At 67.6% G+C, this 17336-nt stretch carries 20 protein-coding genes; 6 read left to right on the forward strand and 14 right to left on the reverse strand.

From position 1 onward, the window contains the following. Window positions 1-306 precede the first annotated feature (306 nt). The gene (locus RLN94_RS16880; protein WP_350081019.1) at window positions 307-1491 is read right to left on the reverse strand and encodes a phosphoglycerate kinase; all 1185 of its coding nucleotides are present in this window, start codon (window positions 1489-1491) and stop codon (window positions 307-309) included. A 176-nt stretch (window positions 1492-1667) separates the two neighbouring features. On the opposite strand from RLN94_RS16880, the gene RLN94_RS16885 reads away from it, so the two are divergent. From RLN94_RS16885 to RLN94_RS16895, 3 genes are all read left to right on the forward strand, one after another. Further along, a complete protein-coding gene (locus tag RLN94_RS16885) occupies window positions 1668-2174 on the forward strand; it encodes a peptidylprolyl isomerase (RefSeq protein ID WP_350081017.1) in 507 nt (168 codons plus the stop codon). Further along, window positions 2167-2715 (forward strand): peptidylprolyl isomerase, encoded by a 549-nt coding sequence (locus tag RLN94_RS16890; protein WP_350081015.1) that lies wholly within the window; start codon window positions 2167-2169, stop codon window positions 2713-2715. Before RLN94_RS16885 ends, RLN94_RS16890 begins: the two co-directional genes overlap by 8 nt. A 252-nt stretch (window positions 2716-2967) precedes the next feature. After that, on the forward strand, window positions 2968-3741 hold the full coding sequence (locus tag RLN94_RS16895; RefSeq protein WP_350081013.1) for a DUF4336 domain-containing protein: 774 nt from the start codon (window positions 2968-2970) through the stop codon (window positions 3739-3741). Window positions 3742-3832: 91 nt separating this feature from the next. On the opposite strand, the gene RLN94_RS16900 is transcribed toward RLN94_RS16895, so the two are convergent. From RLN94_RS16900 to RLN94_RS16930, 7 genes are all read right to left on the reverse strand, one after another. Then, on the reverse strand, window positions 3833-4639 hold the full coding sequence (locus tag RLN94_RS16900) for an ABC transporter permease (RefSeq protein WP_350081011.1): 807 nt from the start codon (window positions 4637-4639) through the stop codon (window positions 3833-3835). A 220-nt stretch (window positions 4640-4859) separates the two neighbouring features. Continuing rightward, window positions 4860-5744: an ABC transporter permease gene (locus RLN94_RS16905; RefSeq protein WP_350081085.1), complete on the reverse strand. Its 885-nt coding sequence runs from the start codon at window positions 5742-5744 to the stop codon at window positions 4860-4862. Window positions 5745-5829: 85 nt separating this feature from the next. Then, window positions 5830-6546 carry a transporter substrate-binding domain-containing protein gene (locus tag RLN94_RS16910; RefSeq protein WP_350081009.1) on the reverse strand — a complete coding sequence of 239 codons (717 nt, stop codon included), beginning with the start codon at window positions 6544-6546 and terminating at the stop codon, window positions 5830-5832. A 26-nt stretch (window positions 6547-6572) separates the two neighbouring features. Continuing rightward, complete coding sequence (locus tag RLN94_RS16915) at window positions 6573-7349, reverse strand: ABC transporter ATP-binding protein (RefSeq protein ID WP_350081007.1); 777 nt, start codon at window positions 7347-7349, stop codon at window positions 6573-6575. A gap of 154 nt (window positions 7350-7503) precedes the next feature. Next, window positions 7504-8223 (reverse strand): phosphate/phosphite/phosphonate ABC transporter substrate-binding protein, encoded by a 720-nt coding sequence (locus RLN94_RS16920; protein WP_350081083.1) that lies wholly within the window; start codon window positions 8221-8223, stop codon window positions 7504-7506. Between the two features lie 17 nt (window positions 8224-8240). Beyond that, on the reverse strand, window positions 8241-8678 hold the full coding sequence (locus tag RLN94_RS16925) for a tellurite resistance TerB family protein (RefSeq protein WP_350081005.1): 438 nt from the start codon (window positions 8676-8678) through the stop codon (window positions 8241-8243). Window positions 8679-8717: 39 nt separating this feature from the next. Next, the gene (locus RLN94_RS16930) at window positions 8718-9170 is read right to left on the reverse strand and encodes a tellurite resistance TerB family protein (protein WP_350081003.1); all 453 of its coding nucleotides are present in this window, start codon (window positions 9168-9170) and stop codon (window positions 8718-8720) included. Window positions 9171-9508: 338 nt separating this feature from the next. Here RLN94_RS16930 and RLN94_RS16935 point away from each other — a divergent pair, with 338 nt between their 5' ends. Continuing rightward, the gene (locus RLN94_RS16935) at window positions 9509-10090 is read left to right on the forward strand and encodes a hypothetical protein (RefSeq protein WP_350081001.1); all 582 of its coding nucleotides are present in this window, start codon (window positions 9509-9511) and stop codon (window positions 10088-10090) included. A 6-nt stretch (window positions 10091-10096) separates the two neighbouring features. Here the strand turns inward: RLN94_RS16935 and pyrG are convergent, their stop codons facing one another. From pyrG to RLN94_RS16955, 4 genes are all read right to left on the reverse strand, one after another. Further along, entirely contained in the window at window positions 10097-11740 is a 1644-nt protein-coding gene (gene pyrG / locus RLN94_RS16940) for a CTP synthase (protein WP_350080999.1), read from the reverse strand. Between the two features lie 160 nt (window positions 11741-11900). After that, window positions 11901-12266, reverse strand: coding sequence for a preprotein translocase subunit SecG (gene secG, locus RLN94_RS16945; RefSeq protein WP_350080997.1), 366 nt, complete (start codon window positions 12264-12266; stop codon window positions 11901-11903). Window positions 12267-12299: 33 nt separating this feature from the next. Beyond that, window positions 12300-12617: a hypothetical protein gene (locus RLN94_RS16950; protein WP_350169302.1), complete on the reverse strand. Its 318-nt coding sequence runs from the start codon at window positions 12615-12617 to the stop codon at window positions 12300-12302. Between the two features lie 41 nt (window positions 12618-12658). After that, window positions 12659-13057, reverse strand: coding sequence for a DUF6524 family protein (locus tag RLN94_RS16955; protein ID WP_350080993.1), 399 nt, complete (start codon window positions 13055-13057; stop codon window positions 12659-12661). 155 nt (window positions 13058-13212) lie between these two features. On the opposite strand from RLN94_RS16955, the gene RLN94_RS16960 reads away from it, so the two are divergent. Next, entirely contained in the window at window positions 13213-14505 is a 1293-nt protein-coding gene (locus RLN94_RS16960; RefSeq protein ID WP_300894049.1) for an adenylosuccinate synthase, read from the forward strand. A 10-nt stretch (window positions 14506-14515) separates the two neighbouring features. Then, entirely contained in the window at window positions 14516-14752 is a 237-nt protein-coding gene (locus tag RLN94_RS16965; protein WP_350080990.1) for a DUF2842 domain-containing protein, read from the forward strand. A gap of 100 nt (window positions 14753-14852) precedes the next feature. On the opposite strand, the gene RLN94_RS16970 is transcribed toward RLN94_RS16965, so the two are convergent. Continuing rightward, window positions 14853-16475 (reverse strand): GMC family oxidoreductase, encoded by a 1623-nt coding sequence (locus tag RLN94_RS16970; RefSeq protein WP_350080988.1) that lies wholly within the window; start codon window positions 16473-16475, stop codon window positions 14853-14855. Next, on the reverse strand, window positions 16457-17302 hold the full coding sequence (locus RLN94_RS16975) for a fumarylacetoacetate hydrolase family protein (protein WP_350080986.1): 846 nt from the start codon (window positions 17300-17302) through the stop codon (window positions 16457-16459). Before RLN94_RS16975 ends, RLN94_RS16970 begins: the two co-directional genes overlap by 19 nt. Window positions 17303-17336: the final 34 nt, after the last annotated feature.

Here is a 17336-nt window from a genome sequence, read left to right on the forward strand (position 1 = left end):
CGTTGCAATTATGGTGGCGCTAACAGGGCGGTAGGGCGGCGAGCGTGCGCGGGAATTGGCGCGGAGGCGGGCGGGCGGGCGATTTCTCTCAGCAGGACTGGCCGAGGGGGGAGAAGGTGGGGACCCGCCCCGGGCCTGACCCGGGGCCTCTGGCGGCGCGAGGTCCCGGCTCGGGGGCCGGGACGGGTTGGACTGCACGGGGTTTGCGGAGTGATACACGCCCGGCGGCAGGCTGCGGCGGGATGAGAAAGACAGTTGCTACGGGACTGCAGTGGGAGGTCCCGGCTCGGGGGCCGGGACGGGGGGTCAGCCTTCCAGCGCGGCGACGCCGGGGAGGGTCTTGCCTTCCATCCATTCGAGGAAGGCGCCGCCGGCGGTGGAGATGTAGCTGAAGTAATCCGCCGCGTCGGCCTGGTTGAGCGCCGCGACGGTGTCGCCGCCGCCGGCGACCGCGATGAGCTTGCCGGAGTGGCAGAGCCCCGCCGCGTGGGCCGCCGCGGCGTTGGTGGCGCCGTCGAAGGGGGGTGTTTCGAACGCACCGAGCGGCCCGTTCCAGATGAGGGTCGCCGCGCGGTCCATGGCCTGCGTGATGTGGAACACGCTGTCGGGGCCGGCGTCGAGGATCATGGCCTCCTCGGGGCAGTCCTCGGTGCGGACGATCTCGAAGGGGGCGCCTTCGCGAAGGTCTTCGGCCACCACCACGTCGCGGGGCAGGATCACCTCGCAGCCGGTGGTCGCGGCCTTCAGGGCGATGGCGCGGGCGGTGTCGGCCATGTCGTGCTCGCAGAGCGAGCGGCCCACGTCGAGGCCTTGCGCGGCGAGGAAGGTGTTGGCCATGGCGCCGCCGATGACGAGGATGTCGACCTTTTCGATCAGGTTGGACAGGAGGTCGAGCTTGGTCGAGACCTTGGCGCCGCCCACGACCGCCATCAGCGGGCGGTGGGGATTGCCGAGGGCGTTTTCCAGCGCCTCGAGTTCCGACTGCATCAGCCGGCCGGCGCAGGCGGGCAGGAGGCGGGCCAGCGCCTCGGTCGAGGCATGCGCCCGGTGGGCGGCGGAGAAGGCATCGTTGCAGTAGACATCGCCGAGGGCGGCGATGCGGCGGGCGAAGTCTTCGTCATTGGCCTCTTCGCCGGGGTTGAAGCGGATGTTTTCCAGCAGCAGCACCTCGGCGGCGCGGGCCTCCTCTGTCAGGTTTTCGGCCCCGTCGAGGGTTTCGATGAACTGCACCGAGTGGCCGAGCGCGTGTTCCAGCGCCGGGACGAGCTGGCGCAGGGTCATGCTGTCGACCACCTTGCCCTTGGGCCGGCCGAAATGCGCCAGCAGCATGGGCTTGCCGCCCTTGTCGAGGATGGCCTGCACGGTGGGCACGATCCGGTCGATGCGCGTGGTGTCGGTGACCTGTCCGTTTTCCACCGGCACGTTGATGTCGACCCGGGTCAGGACCGTCTTGCCGTCGAGGTCCATATCGTCGAGGGATTTCCAGCTCATGGCCCGCCATCTCTTTCGGTTGGAAGAAACTCGCGCCCCTATTGGCGCCTTGCGGCTGGGGCGTCAACCTCTGCCGCGCGGGGGGAGCGCCAACATGCGCAACGGGGCGGTGGCGGCTTGGCATTCGCGGGGATAGGTCTTAGGACTCCCGGCACGTAGATTGACAGGAGGGCCCGATGGCCGACATCAACGACCCGGAAAACACCATTCTGATCGAGCTGAAGGATGGCACGGTGACGATCGAGCTCATGCCCGACATCGCCCCCGGCCATTGCGAGCGGATGAAGGAGCTGGCCCGCGCCGGCGCCTATGACAACGTGGCCTTTCACCGGGTGATCGACGGGTTCATGGCACAGACGGGCGACGTGAAGAACGGCAACATGGAGCAGGATTTCAACCTGCGCCTGGCCGGAACGGGGGGCAGCGACAAGCCCAACCTGAAGGCCGAGTTCAGCCGCATCCCGCATGACCGCGGCACGATCGGCGCGGCGCGGAGCCAGAACCCGGACAGCGCCAACAGCCAGTTCTTCATCAACTTCAAGGACAACCATTTCCTGAACGGGCAGTACACGGTCTATGGCCGGGTGATCGACGGCATGGAGCATGTCGACGCCATCACCCGCGGCGAGCCGCCGCAAAACCCCGACCGGATGATCAGCATGAAGGTGGCCGCCGATGCGTAAGCTTGCGATTGCGTTCAGCCTTCTGGCCTCGCCCGCGCTGGCGACGGGGCTGGAGATCGAGGTTTCGGGAGAGGCCAACGGCACGATCACCATCGACCTGCTGGAGGACGTGGCGCCGGGGCATGTGGAGCGGATCACCACACTGGCCGAGCAGGGTGCCTATGACGGTGTCGTCTTTCACCGGGTGATCGACAGTTTCATGGCGCAGACCGGCGACGTGGAGTTCGGCAAGCTCGAGGGCGGCGACATGCGCCGGGCCGGGATGGGCGGCAGCGACATGCCCGATCTCGAGGCCGAGTTCAGCGACGAGCCCTTCGAGCGCGGCGTGGTCGGCATGGCCCGCAGCCAGGACCCCGACAGCGGCAACAGCCAGTTCTTCATCATGTTCGCCCCGGCGACGCATCTGAACGGGCAATACACGGTTGTCGGCCGGGTGACGGACGGCATGGACGTGGTCGACGCCATCAAGCGCGGCGAGGGGCAGAACGGCGCGGTGATCGGCCAGCCGGACGTGATGACCAGCGTGACGGTCACCGACTAGGCGTATCGCGCCGCCCGAACATGTGCCCTTGCGGGCGGCCCGGCTTCGCCATAGGGTCGCCCGCGAGGAGACCCTGACGACCCCATGCGCGCCCCGTTCGCGATGAACATCGCCCGCCTGTTTTGCGCCGAGACCGCCCTGGCCGAGACCGGCCGGATCGAGGGTCGCTTCCCCGTTTCACCATGTCCTGCCGCCCTGGCCCATCCCCCGCGCCGGATCTGTCCGCGCGTGTCATTCCCGGATTCCTGATACATGAACCCATACCGCCCGACCGGATACGAGCCGCTCGACACGCTGAAACCCGTGGCCGAGGGGCTGTGGCTGATCGACGGGCCGGCGCATGTGCGCGGGGGCATTCCCTATCCGACGCGGGCCACGGTGGTGAAGCTGACGGATGGCAGGCTGTGGGTGCATTCGCCGACGCCGCTGACGAAGCGGCTGCGGGCGGAGGTGGATGCGCTGGGGCCGGTGGGGCACCTGGTGGTGCCGAACCATGCGCATGAGGCGCATCTGGACGGCTGGACGAAGGCCTATCCGGAGGCCACGTGCTGGGCGCCGCCGGAGGCGGGGGTGGCGGGCGCGCGGGAGTTGCAGGCCAGTGGGGCCGAGGCGGCGTGGGCCGACGAGATCGACCAGATCACCGTGCGGGCGGGGCGGAAGCTGACGGAGGCGTGTTTCTTTCACCGCGCCTCGCGCAGCCTGATCGTGGCCGACCTGATCGAGGCGATCGAGACGCAGCACATGCCGGCCTACCTGCGGCCGGTCTTCTGGCTGTCGGGAACCGACAGCAGTTCGGCGCATATGCGGCCGCGCTATCGCTGGGCGCTGAAGCGCGAGGACAAGGCGGCGCTGGCGGATGATGTGGAGGTGATGATCAAGTGGCGGCCGCGGCGGGTGATCCTGGCGCATGGCCGCTGGGTGCCGCATGACGGGGTGGCGGCGCTGGAACATGCCTTCCGCAAGGTGCTGCGGGCGCGGCGGTGGGAAGTGGCCTATGACGCGTTCGAGAAGGGGCGTGGGGTTTAAGAGATTTTATGCCTCCGGGGGATATTTTGGGCCAGAAGAAGCTTGGGTGTTCTGGGCCTTGACGTTTTTCGGGGCTGCGCCCGCTCGCAGGCTACCGGATCAGGTTCATGCGGAGTTTCAGGCCGCGGCGTGCCTCTTGGGGCAGGTGGCGGTTGAGGCGGCGGTTGACGAGGCCGAAGAGCCCGATGATCACCAGTGTCAGCAGGATGAAATAGCCCGCGAGGATCGGGTAGGGCACGAAGGGGTTGAAGGTCTTGTCGGCGAAGAACTTGGCGTAGTAGAGCGCGTCGCCGCGCTGGCCCCAGGCCGGGAAGGCCGAGAAGAAGACTAGCGTGGTGGCGTGGAAGAGGAAGATCGCCTCGTTCGTGTAGGCGGGCCAGGCGAGGCGCAGCATGGTGGGCCAGACGATGCGGCGGAAGCGGGCAAGCCCGGTGAAGCCGTAGGCGTCGGCGGCCTCGATATCGCCCTTGGGGATCGCGCGCAGGGCGCCGTAGAATATCTCGCCCGAATAGGCGGCGGTGTTGAGGAAGAGCACGATCAGCGCGCCGAGCCAGGCCGAGGTGAACGGGTCGAACCAGGGCGAGACCCCCTTCAGCGACAGGAAGAGGAAATAGGCGAAGAAGAACTGGATGAAGAGGGGCGAGCCGCGGAAGATGAAGATGAACCATTCCGAGGATTTGCGGATCAGCCGGTTCCGGGAGGATTTGCCGACCGCCACGGCGGTGGCGAGGAAGAAGCCCGCCAGCAGCGCCAGCGTGCCGAAATAGACGTTCCAGATCAGGCCCGAGCCGATCAGGGTGAAATGTTCGCAGAGCGTATAGCCCTCGCGCGGGAGGAGGCGTTCGCCGATGCCGACGGAGCGGAGGGCGTAGTCCTGGATGGTCTGCCAGCAGCTCATGCAAGGGTCCTCCGCAGGAGGGCCCGTTGGCGTGGAGGCGTTTGCGTTGGGAAGGCGGGCGCCGGGGGGGTGGTGTGGAGCATGAGTGGCGCGAGGTCCCGGGTCAAGGCCGGGACGGGGAGGGATTGGGGGGCGAGGTCCCGGGTCGGGCGCGGGACGGGGGGTGTTTGGGGGGCGAGGTCCCGGGTCAAGCCCGGGACGGGGAGGGGGAGGGTGCGGGTCATGCGCCGGCCCTCCGCTGGGCTTCGCCGCCGGAGGTGGCCTGGCCGTGGGAGAGTTTCACCATCAGTTTCTCGAGGAAGATTTCAGAGACGCGGGTGAAGCCGAGGTAGAAGACCAGCAGCGCGAGGAAGTACCACATGCGCCAGTCGCCATGCGGGTAGCTGGTGAAGCGGGGGTTGGCGGTGCCGCCGAGTTCGCGGGCCCAGTAGACGATATCCTCGACCCCCAGCAGGAAGAGGAGCGGGGTGGCCTTGATCAGCACCATCCAGAGGTTCGACAGCCCCGGCAGGGCGTAGACCCACATCTGCGGGACGAGGATGCGCCAGAAGGTCTGGCGGCGGGTCATGCCGTAGGCCTCGGCGGTTTCCAGTTGCGCCCGGGGCACGGCCCGCATGGCGCCGAAGAGGACGTTGGCCGAAAACGCCCCGAAGACGATGGCGAAGGTGAGCACGGCGAGGAAGAAGCCGTAGGTTTCATGAATCCATTGCGGCGAGGTGGACAGCGGCAGCTTGGCCGGGGGGCAGACGATGAAATCGTTGCCCTGGCGGATCGCCGCGTCCCAGCCGGGGCATTTGACCTGGTGGCGGATCCATTCGAAGAACTGGTCGAGGGCGATGACGAAGAACAGGAAGAAGGCGATGTCCGGCACGCCGCGGACGAGGGCGATATAGGTCTTGCCCAGCCAGCTTACCGGCGCGATGCGCGAGCGGGCGGCGACGGCGCCGCCGAAGCCGAAGGCCAGAGCGGCCGGCGCGGTGATGCCCAGCAGTGCCAGTACCACGAAGACCGACACGTAAAGCGACATGTGCTTGCCGGTGGTCATGTAGCAGGCGAGCCACTGGAAATTGCCGAGCGTCTCGGGATCTGTGCAGAAGGCGAAAATGGCGGTGTCCCCCGTCCACGGGTCTTGGCGCCCGTTGGTCGTTGGAGCGGGCCCGGTCGGGCCCGCCCCGGAATGATCCGACGGATCAGAAGGTCGTGGCGACCTCCCACTTGGTGATCAGCTCGTTGAGCGAGCCGTCATCCTTCATCGACTGGATCGCGGCGTCGAGCGTCTCTTTCAGCTCGGTGTCGCTTTCGCGGACGCCGAGGCCGACGCCGCCGCCGATTTCCTCTTCCTGCGACAGCAGCATCAGCCCGTCTTCCTCGGCCGCGACGGGCGCGAGGTAGGATTTGTCGGCCAGCACCGCGTCGGCCTCGCCGTTGCGGACGGCGGCGATGGTTTCCTCGGGCGTGGCAAATTCCACCAGCGTCCAGTCCTTGTCGGCGACGAAGGCCGCCTGGATCGTGCCGGTCTGGGCGGCGATCACGGCGTTCTCGAGATCCACGTCCTCGGACATGGCGAGATAGGCGGAGGGATCCGGCGGGGTGTAGTTCTGGGTGAAGTCGATCACCTCGTCACGCTCGTCGGTGATGGACATGCCGGCGATGATCACGTCGTAATTGCCCGAGACGAGGTTGGGGATGATCGAATCCCAGTCATTGGTGACCCATTCGCAGTTGAGCTCGGCGCGCTTGCAGAGCTCGTCGCCCAACTCGCGTTCGAAGCCGTCGACCTCACCGCTGTCGTTGAGGAAGTTCCACGGGGGGTAGGCGCCCTCGGTGCCGAGGCGGACGACGTCCTGGGCCATGGCCAGGCTGGCCGAGATGGCCAGCGCGGCGACGGAAAGAATGAATGTTTTCATTGGTTTCTCCCTTGGTTGGTGGTTGGTCAGGCGGCCATGGTGGAGCTGAGAAACTGCCTCAGCCGCTCTGATTTCGGTTGGCCGAAGAGCGTGTCCGGCGCGCCTTCCTCCTCGATCAGGCCCTGGTGGAGGAAGATGACGTGGTCGGAGACGTCGCCGGCCATTTTCATGTCATGGGTGACGATCATCATGGTGCGGCCTTCGGCAGCGAGGTCCTTGATGACGCGGACCACCTCCTGTTCGAGCTCGGGGTCGAGGGCGGAGGTGGGTTCGTCGAAGAGCAGCGCCTCGGGCTCCATGCAGAGCGCGCGGGCGATGGCGGCGCGCTGTTGCTGGCCGCCGGAGAGCTGGGCGGGGTAGACATCGGCCTTGTCGCCGATGCCGACCTTGTCGAGATAGCCGCGGGCGGATTTTTCGACCTCGGCGCGGTCGCGGCCGAGCACGGTGAGCGGTGCCTCCATCACGTTCTGCAGGATGGTGAGGTGGGCCCAGAGGTTGAACTGCTGGAACACCATCGAAAGGTTGGTGCGGATGCGGAGGACCTGTTTGGCGTCGGCGGGGTGTCGGTTCAGCCCGGTGCCGCGCCAGGTGACGGGCTCGCCCTTGAAGAGGATGTCGCCCTGCTGGCTGTCCTCGAGAAGGTTGGCGCAGCGCAGGATGGTGGATTTGCCCGAACCGGAGGAGCCGATCAGCGAGACCACGTCGCCCTTGTGGGCGGTGATGTCGACGCCCTTGATCACCTCGAGCGGGCCATAGGCCTTGTGCAGGTTGCGGATCTCGATGACGGGCGTGGCTTTGGCCAAGGGCAGCATCCCCTCAAGGTTTCAACGGTTTGGCTGCCGTGCAGTAGGGCGGAAAATCCGGCGCAATGCAACGCACAAAACGGAACAATATCCGCCGGGATGGGCGAATTGACGTCTCGTCACGCCGTTATGGCGCCTCTGGCGGGCGGAGGGGTCAGGCCGGCGGCGGCGGGTTGGGGATGGCGAGGTAGGCCTCGGCGGGAATGCGGACGAGGCCGCGGAGGGAGAGGGTGGCGCGGTCGTCGGGGGAGAGGTCGGCGATGGCGGCGGAAATGGCGTCGAAGAGCGGTTCGGGGTCGCGGGTGAGGGCGGTGATGTAGGGCAACACGGGCGTGGGCTCGGTGCGGGCGATCTCGCGCAGGGTGGTGGCGAAGGGGTCGTGGCGCTGGATGAGGGCCCAGGTGAGGGCGTCGAGCGCGGCGATGTCGGCCTTTCCCTCGGCCACGGCGCGGGCGGAGAGGGCGTGGCCGCCGGTCTGGATGGTGTTGGAGAAGGTGAAGCCTTGGGATGCGGCGTGGTTCTGGGGGGCGGCCCAGCCGCTTTGGGAGAGGGGTTCGTTATAGGCGAACGGGGCCTCGGCAAAATCGGCGGGGGTGGCGCGGGGGTCGTCGGTGCGGGCGACGAAGACGGTGCAGTAATGGCCGGGGGGGCAGCCGGGGAGGCCGTAATCGGGGGTGCCGACGAGGGTAACCTGCCCGTGGAGCCTGGCGCGAAAGGGGTAGCCGCAGGTCTGCGAGAGGAGAAGGTCGGGGGCGAGCCAATGATCCCACAGATCGCCGGTGCGGGTGAGGGTGTCGGGGCCTTCCCCGAGCCGGTTGCGGATCGCCTGCCAGTACCTGTCATTCGCGGCCGCGGTTTCCGGCCGGTCGTACATCGGCAGGCTGGCGAGGCTCACCCCTTTGCGACCTTCTGGCGGGCGAGAGCGCTGTCGCGGTCGCTGATGCCGAGGAAGTTGGAGGCCATGCGGATGAGCGCGTCTTCGTCGGCGTCGCGTTCGCCGTCGGCGAGCGCCACTTGCCACAGCGCCTCGATCACGGCGGTGCGCTGTTCGTAGGGCACCGAATCCTTGATGGCGCGGGTGAAGCGCACGGTGTCGGGCGCCTCCGATTCGAGCTGTTCGGCATCGGCGCGCAATTGCTGCGCGCCGGCGGGGTCGAGGCCATAGCGCCGGGCGGCGATTCGCTCGATATGGGCGACCTCTTCGGCGTCGTAGAACCCGTCGGAGCGGGCGATGCGCACGAGGAGCGCGGTGAGCGCGAGACGCGCGTCGGCATCGTCGAGCTGTTCGGGCTCTGGCTGGATGAGCTTGTTCAGGAAATCAGCAAACATGGGAGGAGATATAGGCGCGGGGGACGCCCGCGCCAATCACTAACTGAGGAAGGCCGTTTCGCGGGCGCGGGCGCTGTCGTCCTCGGAGAGGCCGAGCGCGTCGCGGGCGTCGTTGATGACCTTGAGTTCGGCCTCGTCGATGTCGCCGTCGGCGAGGACGATTTCCCACAGCACTTCGAGCGCGTCGACGCGGGCCTCGAAACTGACTGTTTCCCGGATGATGTCGGCGAAACGGTCCGTTTCCGGGGCCTGCTTCTCGAGCTTCTCGGAGGTGGCGCGCATCTTGGCGGCCTCGACCGGGTTGAGGCCATAGAGGCGGGAGAGGAGCCGGTCGATCCGGCTGATCTCGTCGACGCGGTAATCGTGGTCGGACATGGCGACGCGGACCATCAGGGCGCCGAGCGCAAGCTTCTCGTCCGGCTCCGGGAGAGGGTCGGGTTTGGGCGCGGAAAACGCGTGAATCAAGCGGTTTAGCAGGGCTTTGGCTTCCATCGGAGGGCTCCGTCCGTGCCGGGCGCGGGGGGTGGGGCGCGGGCCGTGGCGGGCCGGGGCGCGGCGCCCTGTCGGGGGGCGGTGTCGCGTCGGCGTGCTGGCCTTTGTCCCTCCCGCGGGACCGGGGTGTTTTGCCGCACTCTTATCCCGTGGGTGGCGAATGACAATCCGGGCGGAGACTGGTTTGGCGCGGGCGTGGTCCAAAGGTCGCAGGAGGGCCACAATTGCTCCCAACTATTTGCGCTTTCGGGGGCGAGGTTTCGGGCCAATCAAGATGCGCGGTGCAACGCGCGAAGACGGAGCTGCCGATGCCGCCTTTTGACAAGTGTGACTGGTCGATGAGTAACAAGGACGAACAGCTGAAGCGGGCCCGGGCCGCGACCGCGGAGGAGCTGCGACGCATGGCGCGCAGCTTCGACTGGTCGCGGAACCCCGAGCCGGTGTTGGGCTGGATGATGGCCCAGAAGGGGATGGACCTGTCGAGCGCGCTGGTGGTGTTCTTCAACGGCGATCCGGGGCGGTTCAACTACCTGTCGAAACGCGAGGTGCCGCAGGAGTTTCGCGGGGCGGCGCGGGTGCTGGACAATATCTGCCTGCGGGTGAACAGCGGCTTCTACCGGGCGCGGCAGGGGCAGAAGCTGCCGGCGCGGGGGCGGCTGGATGCGTGGCTGGATTTCCAGCGGGCCGACCGGGCGGCGGGGCGCCGGGGGCGGTGGATCCTGGACGAGGGGATCATCGAGACGGCGCTGCGCGGCAAGCGGCATCCGGCGATGGCCGAGGAGACGGCCGATATCGGCGCGCTGCGGCCCCTGCAGGGGCCGGGGGCGGTGCAGGGGTTCCTGGCGGAGCTGCTGGGGCCGGGGCTGGGGGAGCGGCTGCAGCGGGTGATGATGCGGCGGGGTGGTGACGGGCTGAGGTAAGGCCCGTCAGACCAGCCGCGAGGTGTTCACCGCGGCCTTGACGAAATCGGCGAAGAGCGGGTGGGGCTGGAAGGGTTTCGACTTCAGCTCGGGGTGGAACTGGACGCCGATGAACCACGGGTGATCGGACCATTCGACGATTTCCGGCAGGCGGCCGTCGGGGGACATGCCGGAGAAGCAGAGGCCGCACTCCTCGAGCTTTTCGCGGTACTTGATGTCGACCTCGTAGCGGTGGCGGTGGCGTTCGTCGATGGCGGTGGTGCCGTAGACCTGGGCCACCTTGGAGCCTTCCTTGAGGATCGCGTCATAGGCGCCGAGGCGCATGGTGCCGCCCTTGTCGTCGCTGACCTTGCGCTTGACCTTCTCGTTGCCCTGCACCCATTCCTTTAGGTGGTAGACGACGGGGGTGAAGCGTTTGCGGCCGGTTTCGTGGTCGAACTCCTCGGAGCCTGCGTCCTTGAGACCGGCGAGGTTGCGGGCGGCCTCGATCACCGCCATCTGCATGCCGAGGCAGATGCCGAGATAGGGGATCTTGCGTTCGCGGGCGAACTGGGCGGCCTTGATTTTTCCTTCCGTGCCGCGTTCGCCGAAGCCGCCGGGCACGAGGATGGCGTGGAAGCCCTCGAGATGGACGGCCGGATCCTCGGTGTCGAAGATCTCGGCATCGACCCATTCGACGCTGACCTTCACCCGGTTGGCCATGCCGCCATGGGTGAGCGCCTCCTTGATCGACTTGTAGGCGTCTTCGAGCTGGGTGTACTTGCCGACGATGGCGATCTTCACTTCGCCGTCGGTGTGGTGGATGCGGTCCTCGACATCCTGCCACTTGGCCATGTCGGGTTTCGGCGCGGGAGAGATGGCGAAGGCGTCGAGCACCGCCTGGTCGAGACCTTCGCGGTGATAGGCGAGCGGGGCCTCGTAGATGGAGTTGAGGTCGTAGGCCGCGATCACCGACTCGGTGCGGACGTTGCAGAAGAGCGCGATCTTCTCGCGTTCCTTTTCCGGGATCGGCTGTTCGGAGCGGCAGACGAGGATGTCGGGGGCGATGCCGATGGATTGCAGTTCCTTGACGGAGTGCTGGGTCGGCTTGGTCTTCAGCTCGCCGGAGGCGGCGAGGTAGGGCAGGAGGGTGAGGTGCATGAAGATGCACTGGCCGCGGGGGCGGTCGTGGCTGAACTGGCGGATGGCCTCGAAGAAGGGCAGGCCCTCGATGTCGCCCACGGTGCCGCCGATCTCGCAGAGCATGAAATCGACCTCGTCATCGCCGATGCCGATGAATTCCTTGATCTGGTTGGTGACGTGGGGGACGACCTGAATGGTCTTGCCGAGGTAATCGCCGCGGCGTTCCTTTTCGAGCACGTCGGAATAGATGCGGCCGGAGGAGACGGAATCGGTCATCCGCGCCGGGACGCCGGTGAAGCGCTCGTAATGGCCGAGGTCGAGATCGGTTTCGGCGCCGTCATCGGTGACGAAGACCTCGCCATGCTCGAAGGGCGACATGGTGCCGGGATCGACGTTCAGGTAGGGGTCGAGCTTGCGCAGGCGGACCGAGAAGCCGCGGGCCTGGAGAAGCGCGCCGAGCGCGGCCGAGGCGAGGCCCTTGCCGAGTGAAGATACAACGCCGCCTGTGATGAAGACATACCGCGCCATGCGCCGGAACCCCCCGTGATTCTGCTCGTGTTCAAACGGGCCCGCACGGCCGATTCGGCCGCAGCACCACGGGACTCAACTCATAAAGCATTCACGCCAATGGCGCAAGCTGACCGCAAGATGCTGTTGCGGTATTCCGGCCTGTCTCAATCGGTAGTGGTCAGTCGGCGGTGGGCGTCAGGGGGGCGTCGTCGCCTTCCGCAGGCGGAAGAAGATCGTTGCCGGTGGCGGGAAGCTCGGGCGCGCTTTCCTCCTGTGCGGCCGGTCTGTCGGTGATCCGGTCGAGGACGGAGGAGCCCGAGGAGGTCTGTGCCGCGATGATGGTGAGCGCGAGGGACGTGGCGAAAAGGCCGATGCCCAGCACCCATGTCATCTTGCCGAGCGCCGTGGCCGCCGAGCGGCCCGCCGTCGCGTTGCCGCCGCCGCCACCCATGCCGAGGCCGCCCCCTTCGGAGCGCTGCAGAAGCACCACGACGATCAGCGTGAGCGTCAGAAGCAGGTGGACGAGGAGGATGACGTTTTCCATGCGGACTGCCTTGCGGTTCGGAACAGGCGCTATCTATGCGTTTCGCGGCTGGGCTGCAACCCGGCAATTGGCCGGTGGGAGAGGGGTGTTGCGGATTGTCCGGCGGCGCTCGCCAGCCCTTGCGGGCTGTCTCGCGGGGGTTCCGCGGCGGCGGGTGAGACCGAGGGCGGCGAGCGCGTGGCGCAGGCGGGTCTGGAAAGGCAGGCGGCGGGCGAGCGGGCGGGCGAGGGGCGCGGCGGATTTGCGGTCGGCCTCGTGCATGTCGATCACCCGCTCGGCACAACCGCAGCCTTCGCCGAGGCCGACCTTGGTGTAGTAGAATTTCTGGAAGTCGTGGTCGGGGTTCGGCATGGCTTCAGGTTAGCACCGCCTGCCGGCCCTGTCAGGCCGTCTCATTCCTCCACGTCGTCCATGTCGGCCTGGCCCGAAAGCCTGCGGCGGACGTGGCTCCAGCTCAGGCCGATGCCGAGGACGAAGGCCAGCGCGATGAGCGCCAGCCAGACGATCTGGGATGTGTCGCGGAGGGTGAGGAGGCCGTAATCGTAGAGCACCCAGACCACCGCCGCGACGATGGCGATGACCATGAACATGCCGAAGGCCCCGATCGAGCGCAGGGTGGCGCGCAGGTAGATGATGTAGCCCACCGCCAGAAGCAGCCCCAGCAGCACGGCGAGCGGCATCTGGTCGTAGAAATTGCCCCGCACCCAGGTGACGTAGTTCCACTCCGTCGGGTTGAAGGTGGCCACGAGCAGCAGGAACGCCGCCACCAGGCGCATGATGAAGCCGGTCATGTTGTGTCCCCCGTCCCCTTGTTTTCCCTTTCCTTCGCCCAACGGGGCGCGCCTGTCCAGCCCCGAGGGCCGGGCGCGGGCGCGAATTTGCGGTTTCAACGGCGCGCGGGCGGGGCTATACGGGCGCGGGATTTTCTAGTGCCGAGAGGACTGACATGGCCAACGTGGTTGTCGTGGGCGCCCAGTGGGGCGACGAGGGCAAGGGCAAGATCGTCGACTGGCTGAGCGAGCGGGCGGACGTGATCGCGCGGTTCCAGGGCGGGCACAATGCCGGCCATACGCTGGTGATCGACGGCAAGGTCTACAAGCTGAACGCGCTGCCCTCGGGCGTGGTGCGGGGCGGCAAGCTGTCGGTGATCGGCAACGGGGTGGTGCTCGATCCCTGGCATCTTTTGCAGGAGATCGAGACGATCCGCGGGCAGGGGGTGGAGATCACGCCCGAGACGCTGATGATCGCCGAGAACACGCCGCTCATCCTGCCGTTCCATGGCGAGCTGGACCGGGCGCGGGAATCGCAGAATTCGGTGGCGAAGATCGGCACCACGGGGCGCGGCATCGGGCCGGCCTACGAGGACAAGGTGGGGCGCCGGGTGATCCGGGTGGCCGACCTGGGCGACGATGCGACGCTGGAATTGCGGGTCGACCGGGCGCTGGTGCATCACAACGCGCTGCGGCGCGGGCTGGGGCTGGGCGAGATCGACCGGGATGCGCTCATTGCGCAGCTACGGGAGATCGCGCCGGAGATCCTGCAATATGCGGGGCCGGTCTGGAAGGTGATGAACGACAAGCGCAAGGCGGGCCGGCGGATCCTGTTCGAGGGGGCGCAGGGGGCGCTGCTGGACATTGATTTCGGGACTTACCCGTTCGTCACCTCGTCGAACGTGATCGCGGGTCAGGCGGCCACGGGCACCGGCATCGGGCCGGGCTCGATCGATTACGTGCTGGGGATCGTCAAGGCCTACACGACCCGCGTGGGCGAGGGGCCGTTCCCCACCGAGCTGGATGACGAGAACGGCCAGCGGCTGGGCGAGCGGGGCCGGGAATTCGGCACCGTCACGGGCCGTAAGCGGCGCTGTGGCTGGTTCGACGCCTGCCTCGTGCGGCAGACCTGTGCGACCTCCGGCGTGAAGGGCATTGCGCTGACCAAGCTCGACGTGCTGGACGGGTTCGAGACCCTGCATATCTGCGTGGGCTACGAGCTGGACGGGCAGCGGCTGGATTACCTGCCGACCGCGGCGGATGCGCAGGCGCGCTGCACGCCGGTCTACGAGGAGATGCCGGGCTGGAGCGAGTCGACCGAAGGGGCGCGGAGCTGGGCCGACCTGCCGGCCAATGCCATCAAGTACGTGCGCCGGGTGGAGGAGCTGATCGATTGCCCGGTGGCGCTGTTGTCCACGTCGCCCGAGCGGGAGGACACGATCCTCGTGACCGATCCTTTCGCGGATTGAGGGCCGGGTGATGCCGAAGCTGAGCTACAAGGCAAGGCGGCGCTGGTCGCTGGTGGTGCTGCTGATCGGGCTGCCGCTCTATATCGTGGTGGCGGTGAACTTCACCGACTTGCTGCGGGCGCACTACGAGGGGATGCCGGTGCTGGTGGAACTGCTGGTCTTCGTGGTGCTAGGGTTCCTGTGGATGCTGCCGTTACGTTTCGTGTTTCTCGGCGTCGGCAAAGGGGATCCCGACGAGGAGGAGTGAGAGGGTGGGGCCGGGTTTGCCCTGCGGGGGAGGGCTGCGGCTGAACGTGGCGTGTCGAGGTCCCGGCTCGGGGGCCGGGACGGGGGGAGCTGCGCCGCGACTATCGCTCCAGCATCATCGCTGCCGCCTTTTCGGCAATCATCGTGACGGGGGCCTGGGTGTTGCCGGAGACGATGGTCGGCATGATGGAGGCATCGGCCACCCGCAGGCCCGATATCCCGTGCACGCGCAGGCGGTCGTCGACCACCGCCATCGGCCCGTCGCCCATCCGCGCGGTGCCGACGGGGTGGAAGATCGTCGTGCCCACCTGTCCGGCGGCCTCCACCAGCGCCTCGTCGCTTTCGCAGGATGGCCCCGGCAGGACCTCTTCGGGGCTGTAGCGGGCCATGCCGGCGGTCTGCATCAGGCGCCGTGCCGTGCGCAGGCTTTCCACCGCGACGATCCGGTCGGCGTCGGTCGAGAGATACCGGGGCCGGATCTCGGGCGGGCCGGAGATATCGCCCGGCCGCAGATGCACGCTGCCCCGGCTTTCGGGCCGCAGGTTGCAGACCGACACCGTCATCCCCGGATAGCGGTGCAGCGGTGCGCCGAACCGGTCGAGCGACAGGGGCTGGACGTGGAACTCGATATTGGCGCTGTCGTGCCGGTCGGAGGAGCGGCAGAAAATCCCGAGCTGGCTTGGCGCCATCGACATCGGGCCGGAGCGTTTCAGCAGGTATTCGAGGCCGATCGAGGCTTTGCCCCACAACGTGGCGGCCCGGTCGTTCAGCGTCCTGCCGCCGGTGATCTTCCATACGGTCCTGAGCTGCAGGTGATCCTGCAGGTTCTCGCCCACGCCCGGCAGGGCGTGGCGCACGGTGATCCCGCGATCGGCCAGCAGGGCCGGATCACCGATCCCCGACAGTTCCAGGATCTGGGGTGTGCCTATGGCGCCGGCCGACAGCACAACCTCGCGCCCCGCGCGGGCGCGGCGCCGCCCGGAGGCCACGGTATACTCGATGCCGGTGGCGCGCGTGCCGTCCAGCGTGATCCGCTCCACATGGGCGCCGGTGACCACCTGCAGGTTGGGGCGCCGGCGGGCGGGATCGAGGAAGGCCTTGCGCGCGTTCCAGCGGATGCCGCGGCGCTGGGTTACCGGGAAATAGCCCGAGCCTTCGTTGTCGCCGTCGTTGAAATCCTCGGTGGGGTCGATGCCGATCTCGGCGGCCGCTTTCGCCACGTCGTCGAGGATCGGCCAGTTCAGGCGCTGGCGTTCGACCCTCAGCTCGCCGCCGGTGCCGTGGACCGCATCCTCGGGCCCGAAATGATGTTCGGATTTGCGGAAATAGGGCAGGACGTCGTCCCAGCCCCAGCCGGTGTTGCCCATCTGACGCCATTGGTCATAGTCCCGCGCTTGTCCGCGCATGTAGATCATGCCGTTGATCGAGGAACAGCCGCCCAGCAGCTTGCCGCGCGGATAGTCCAGCGCCCGGCCGCCCAGCCCCTCTTCGGCCTCGGTCCGGAAGCACCAGTCCATCGACGGGTTGCCCATGGCGTGGAGATAGCCCATCGGGACATGGACCCAGAAGCGGTTGTCGCTGCCCCCGGCCTCGAGAAGCAGGACACGGGTTGCGGGATCGGCGCTGAGACGGTTCGCCAGCACGCAGCCGGCAGAGCCCGCGCCCACGACGATGTAGTCGAAGTCGCCCGTATCGGTGCGGTCGGTCATGCCTGACGCACGCATCGCTGCTCCTGGACGCCCAAGCCGTCGATTTCGAGACGCATGGTCTGCCCGTCCTTGAGCCAGACCTGCGGGCGCATCCCCAAGCCCACGCCCGGCGGGGTGCCGGTGGTCACTACGTCGCCGGGCTCGAGCGTCATGAATGCGCTGAGATAGCTGACGAGGTGGGGGATGCCGAAGATCAGCGTCCGGGTCGTGCCGTCCTGCCGACGCTCGCCATCGACATCCAGCCGCATCCCGAGGTCGTGGGGGTCGGCGATCTCGTCCGCCGTCACCAGCCACGGGCCCATCGGCGCGAAGGTGTCGTGGCTCTTGCCCTTGGTCCACTGGCCCTGACGTTCGGCCTGCCAGGCCCGTTCGGAGACGTCGTTGACGATGGTGTAGCCCGCGACATGCGCCATGGCGTCGGCCTCCGACACGTTCTTGGCGCGGGTGCCGATGACGAAGGCCAGCTCTATCTCCCAGTCGACCTTGTCGGCGCCCCGGGGCAGTTCGACATCGTCATACGGCCCCGAGATCGCGGTGGTGGCCTTGAGGAAGACGATCGGCTCGCTGGGCACGTCCAGCCCGGATTCCGCCGCGTGGTCGGAATAGTTCAGCCCGATCCCGATCAGCTTGCCCACCCGGCCGACGCAAGGCCCCAGGCGCGGTGTTCCCTCGACCGGCGGCAGCGCGGCCGGATCGAGCGCCGCGATGTCGGCAAGCGCCTCGGGCCCGAGCACCCGGCCGTCGATATCGGGCACCTTGCCCGACAGGTCCCGCAAGGTGCCGTTCTCGTCGATCAGGCCGGGCCGTTCCTGCCCGGCGCCGCCATGGCGTACCAGTTTCATGCTATTTCAGCCTTTCTTCGCAGTGTGGGAATTT

Origin of the sequence: Roseovarius sp. (genome assembly GCF_040223625.1) — a bacterium.
Taxonomy (GTDB): Bacteria; Pseudomonadota; Alphaproteobacteria; order Rhodobacterales; family Rhodobacteraceae; genus Roseovarius.

Coding starts and splice junctions, on each gene's coding strand:
- RLN94_RS16970 (WP_350080988.1), bottom strand. CDS start 16,475: ATGCGTGCGTCAGGCATGACCGACCGCACCGATACGGGCGACTTCGAC.
- RLN94_RS16955 (WP_350080993.1), bottom strand. CDS start 13,057: ATGACCGGCTTCATCATGCGCCTGGTGGCGGCGTTCCTGCTGCTCGTG.
- pyrG (WP_350080999.1), bottom strand. CDS start 11,740: ATGGCGCGGTATGTCTTCATCACAGGCGGCGTTGTATCTTCACTCGGC.
- secG (WP_350080997.1), bottom strand. CDS start 12,266: ATGGAAAACGTCATCCTCCTCGTCCACCTGCTTCTGACGCTCACGCTG.
- RLN94_RS16910 (WP_350081009.1), bottom strand. CDS start 6,546: ATGAAAACATTCATTCTTTCCGTCGCCGCGCTGGCCATCTCGGCCAGC.
- RLN94_RS16895 (WP_350081013.1), top strand. CDS start 2,968: ATGAACCCATACCGCCCGACCGGATACGAGCCGCTCGACACGCTGAAA.
- RLN94_RS16900 (WP_350081011.1), bottom strand. CDS start 4,639: ATGAGCTGCTGGCAGACCATCCAGGACTACGCCCTCCGCTCCGTCGGC.
- RLN94_RS16925 (WP_350081005.1), bottom strand. CDS start 8,678: ATGTTTGCTGATTTCCTGAACAAGCTCATCCAGCCAGAGCCCGAACAG.
- RLN94_RS16965 (WP_350080990.1), top strand. CDS start 14,516: ATGCCGAAGCTGAGCTACAAGGCAAGGCGGCGCTGGTCGCTGGTGGTG.
- RLN94_RS16890 (WP_350081015.1), top strand. CDS start 2,167: ATGCGTAAGCTTGCGATTGCGTTCAGCCTTCTGGCCTCGCCCGCGCTG.
- RLN94_RS16920 (WP_350081083.1), bottom strand. CDS start 8,223: ATGTACGACCGGCCGGAAACCGCGGCCGCGAATGACAGGTACTGGCAG.
- RLN94_RS16935 (WP_350081001.1), top strand. CDS start 9,509: ATGAGTAACAAGGACGAACAGCTGAAGCGGGCCCGGGCCGCGACCGCG.
- RLN94_RS16950 (WP_350169302.1), bottom strand. CDS start 12,617: ATGCCGAACCCCGACCACGACTTCCAGAAATTCTACTACACCAAGGTC.
- RLN94_RS16930 (WP_350081003.1), bottom strand. CDS start 9,170: ATGGAAGCCAAAGCCCTGCTAAACCGCTTGATTCACGCGTTTTCCGCG.
- RLN94_RS16975 (WP_350080986.1), bottom strand. CDS start 17,302: ATGAAACTGGTACGCCATGGCGGCGCCGGGCAGGAACGGCCCGGCCTG.
- RLN94_RS16960 (WP_300894049.1), top strand. CDS start 13,213: ATGGCCAACGTGGTTGTCGTGGGCGCCCAGTGGGGCGACGAGGGCAAG.
- RLN94_RS16885 (WP_350081017.1), top strand. CDS start 1,668: ATGGCCGACATCAACGACCCGGAAAACACCATTCTGATCGAGCTGAAG.
- RLN94_RS16880 (WP_350081019.1), bottom strand. CDS start 1,491: ATGAGCTGGAAATCCCTCGACGATATGGACCTCGACGGCAAGACGGTC.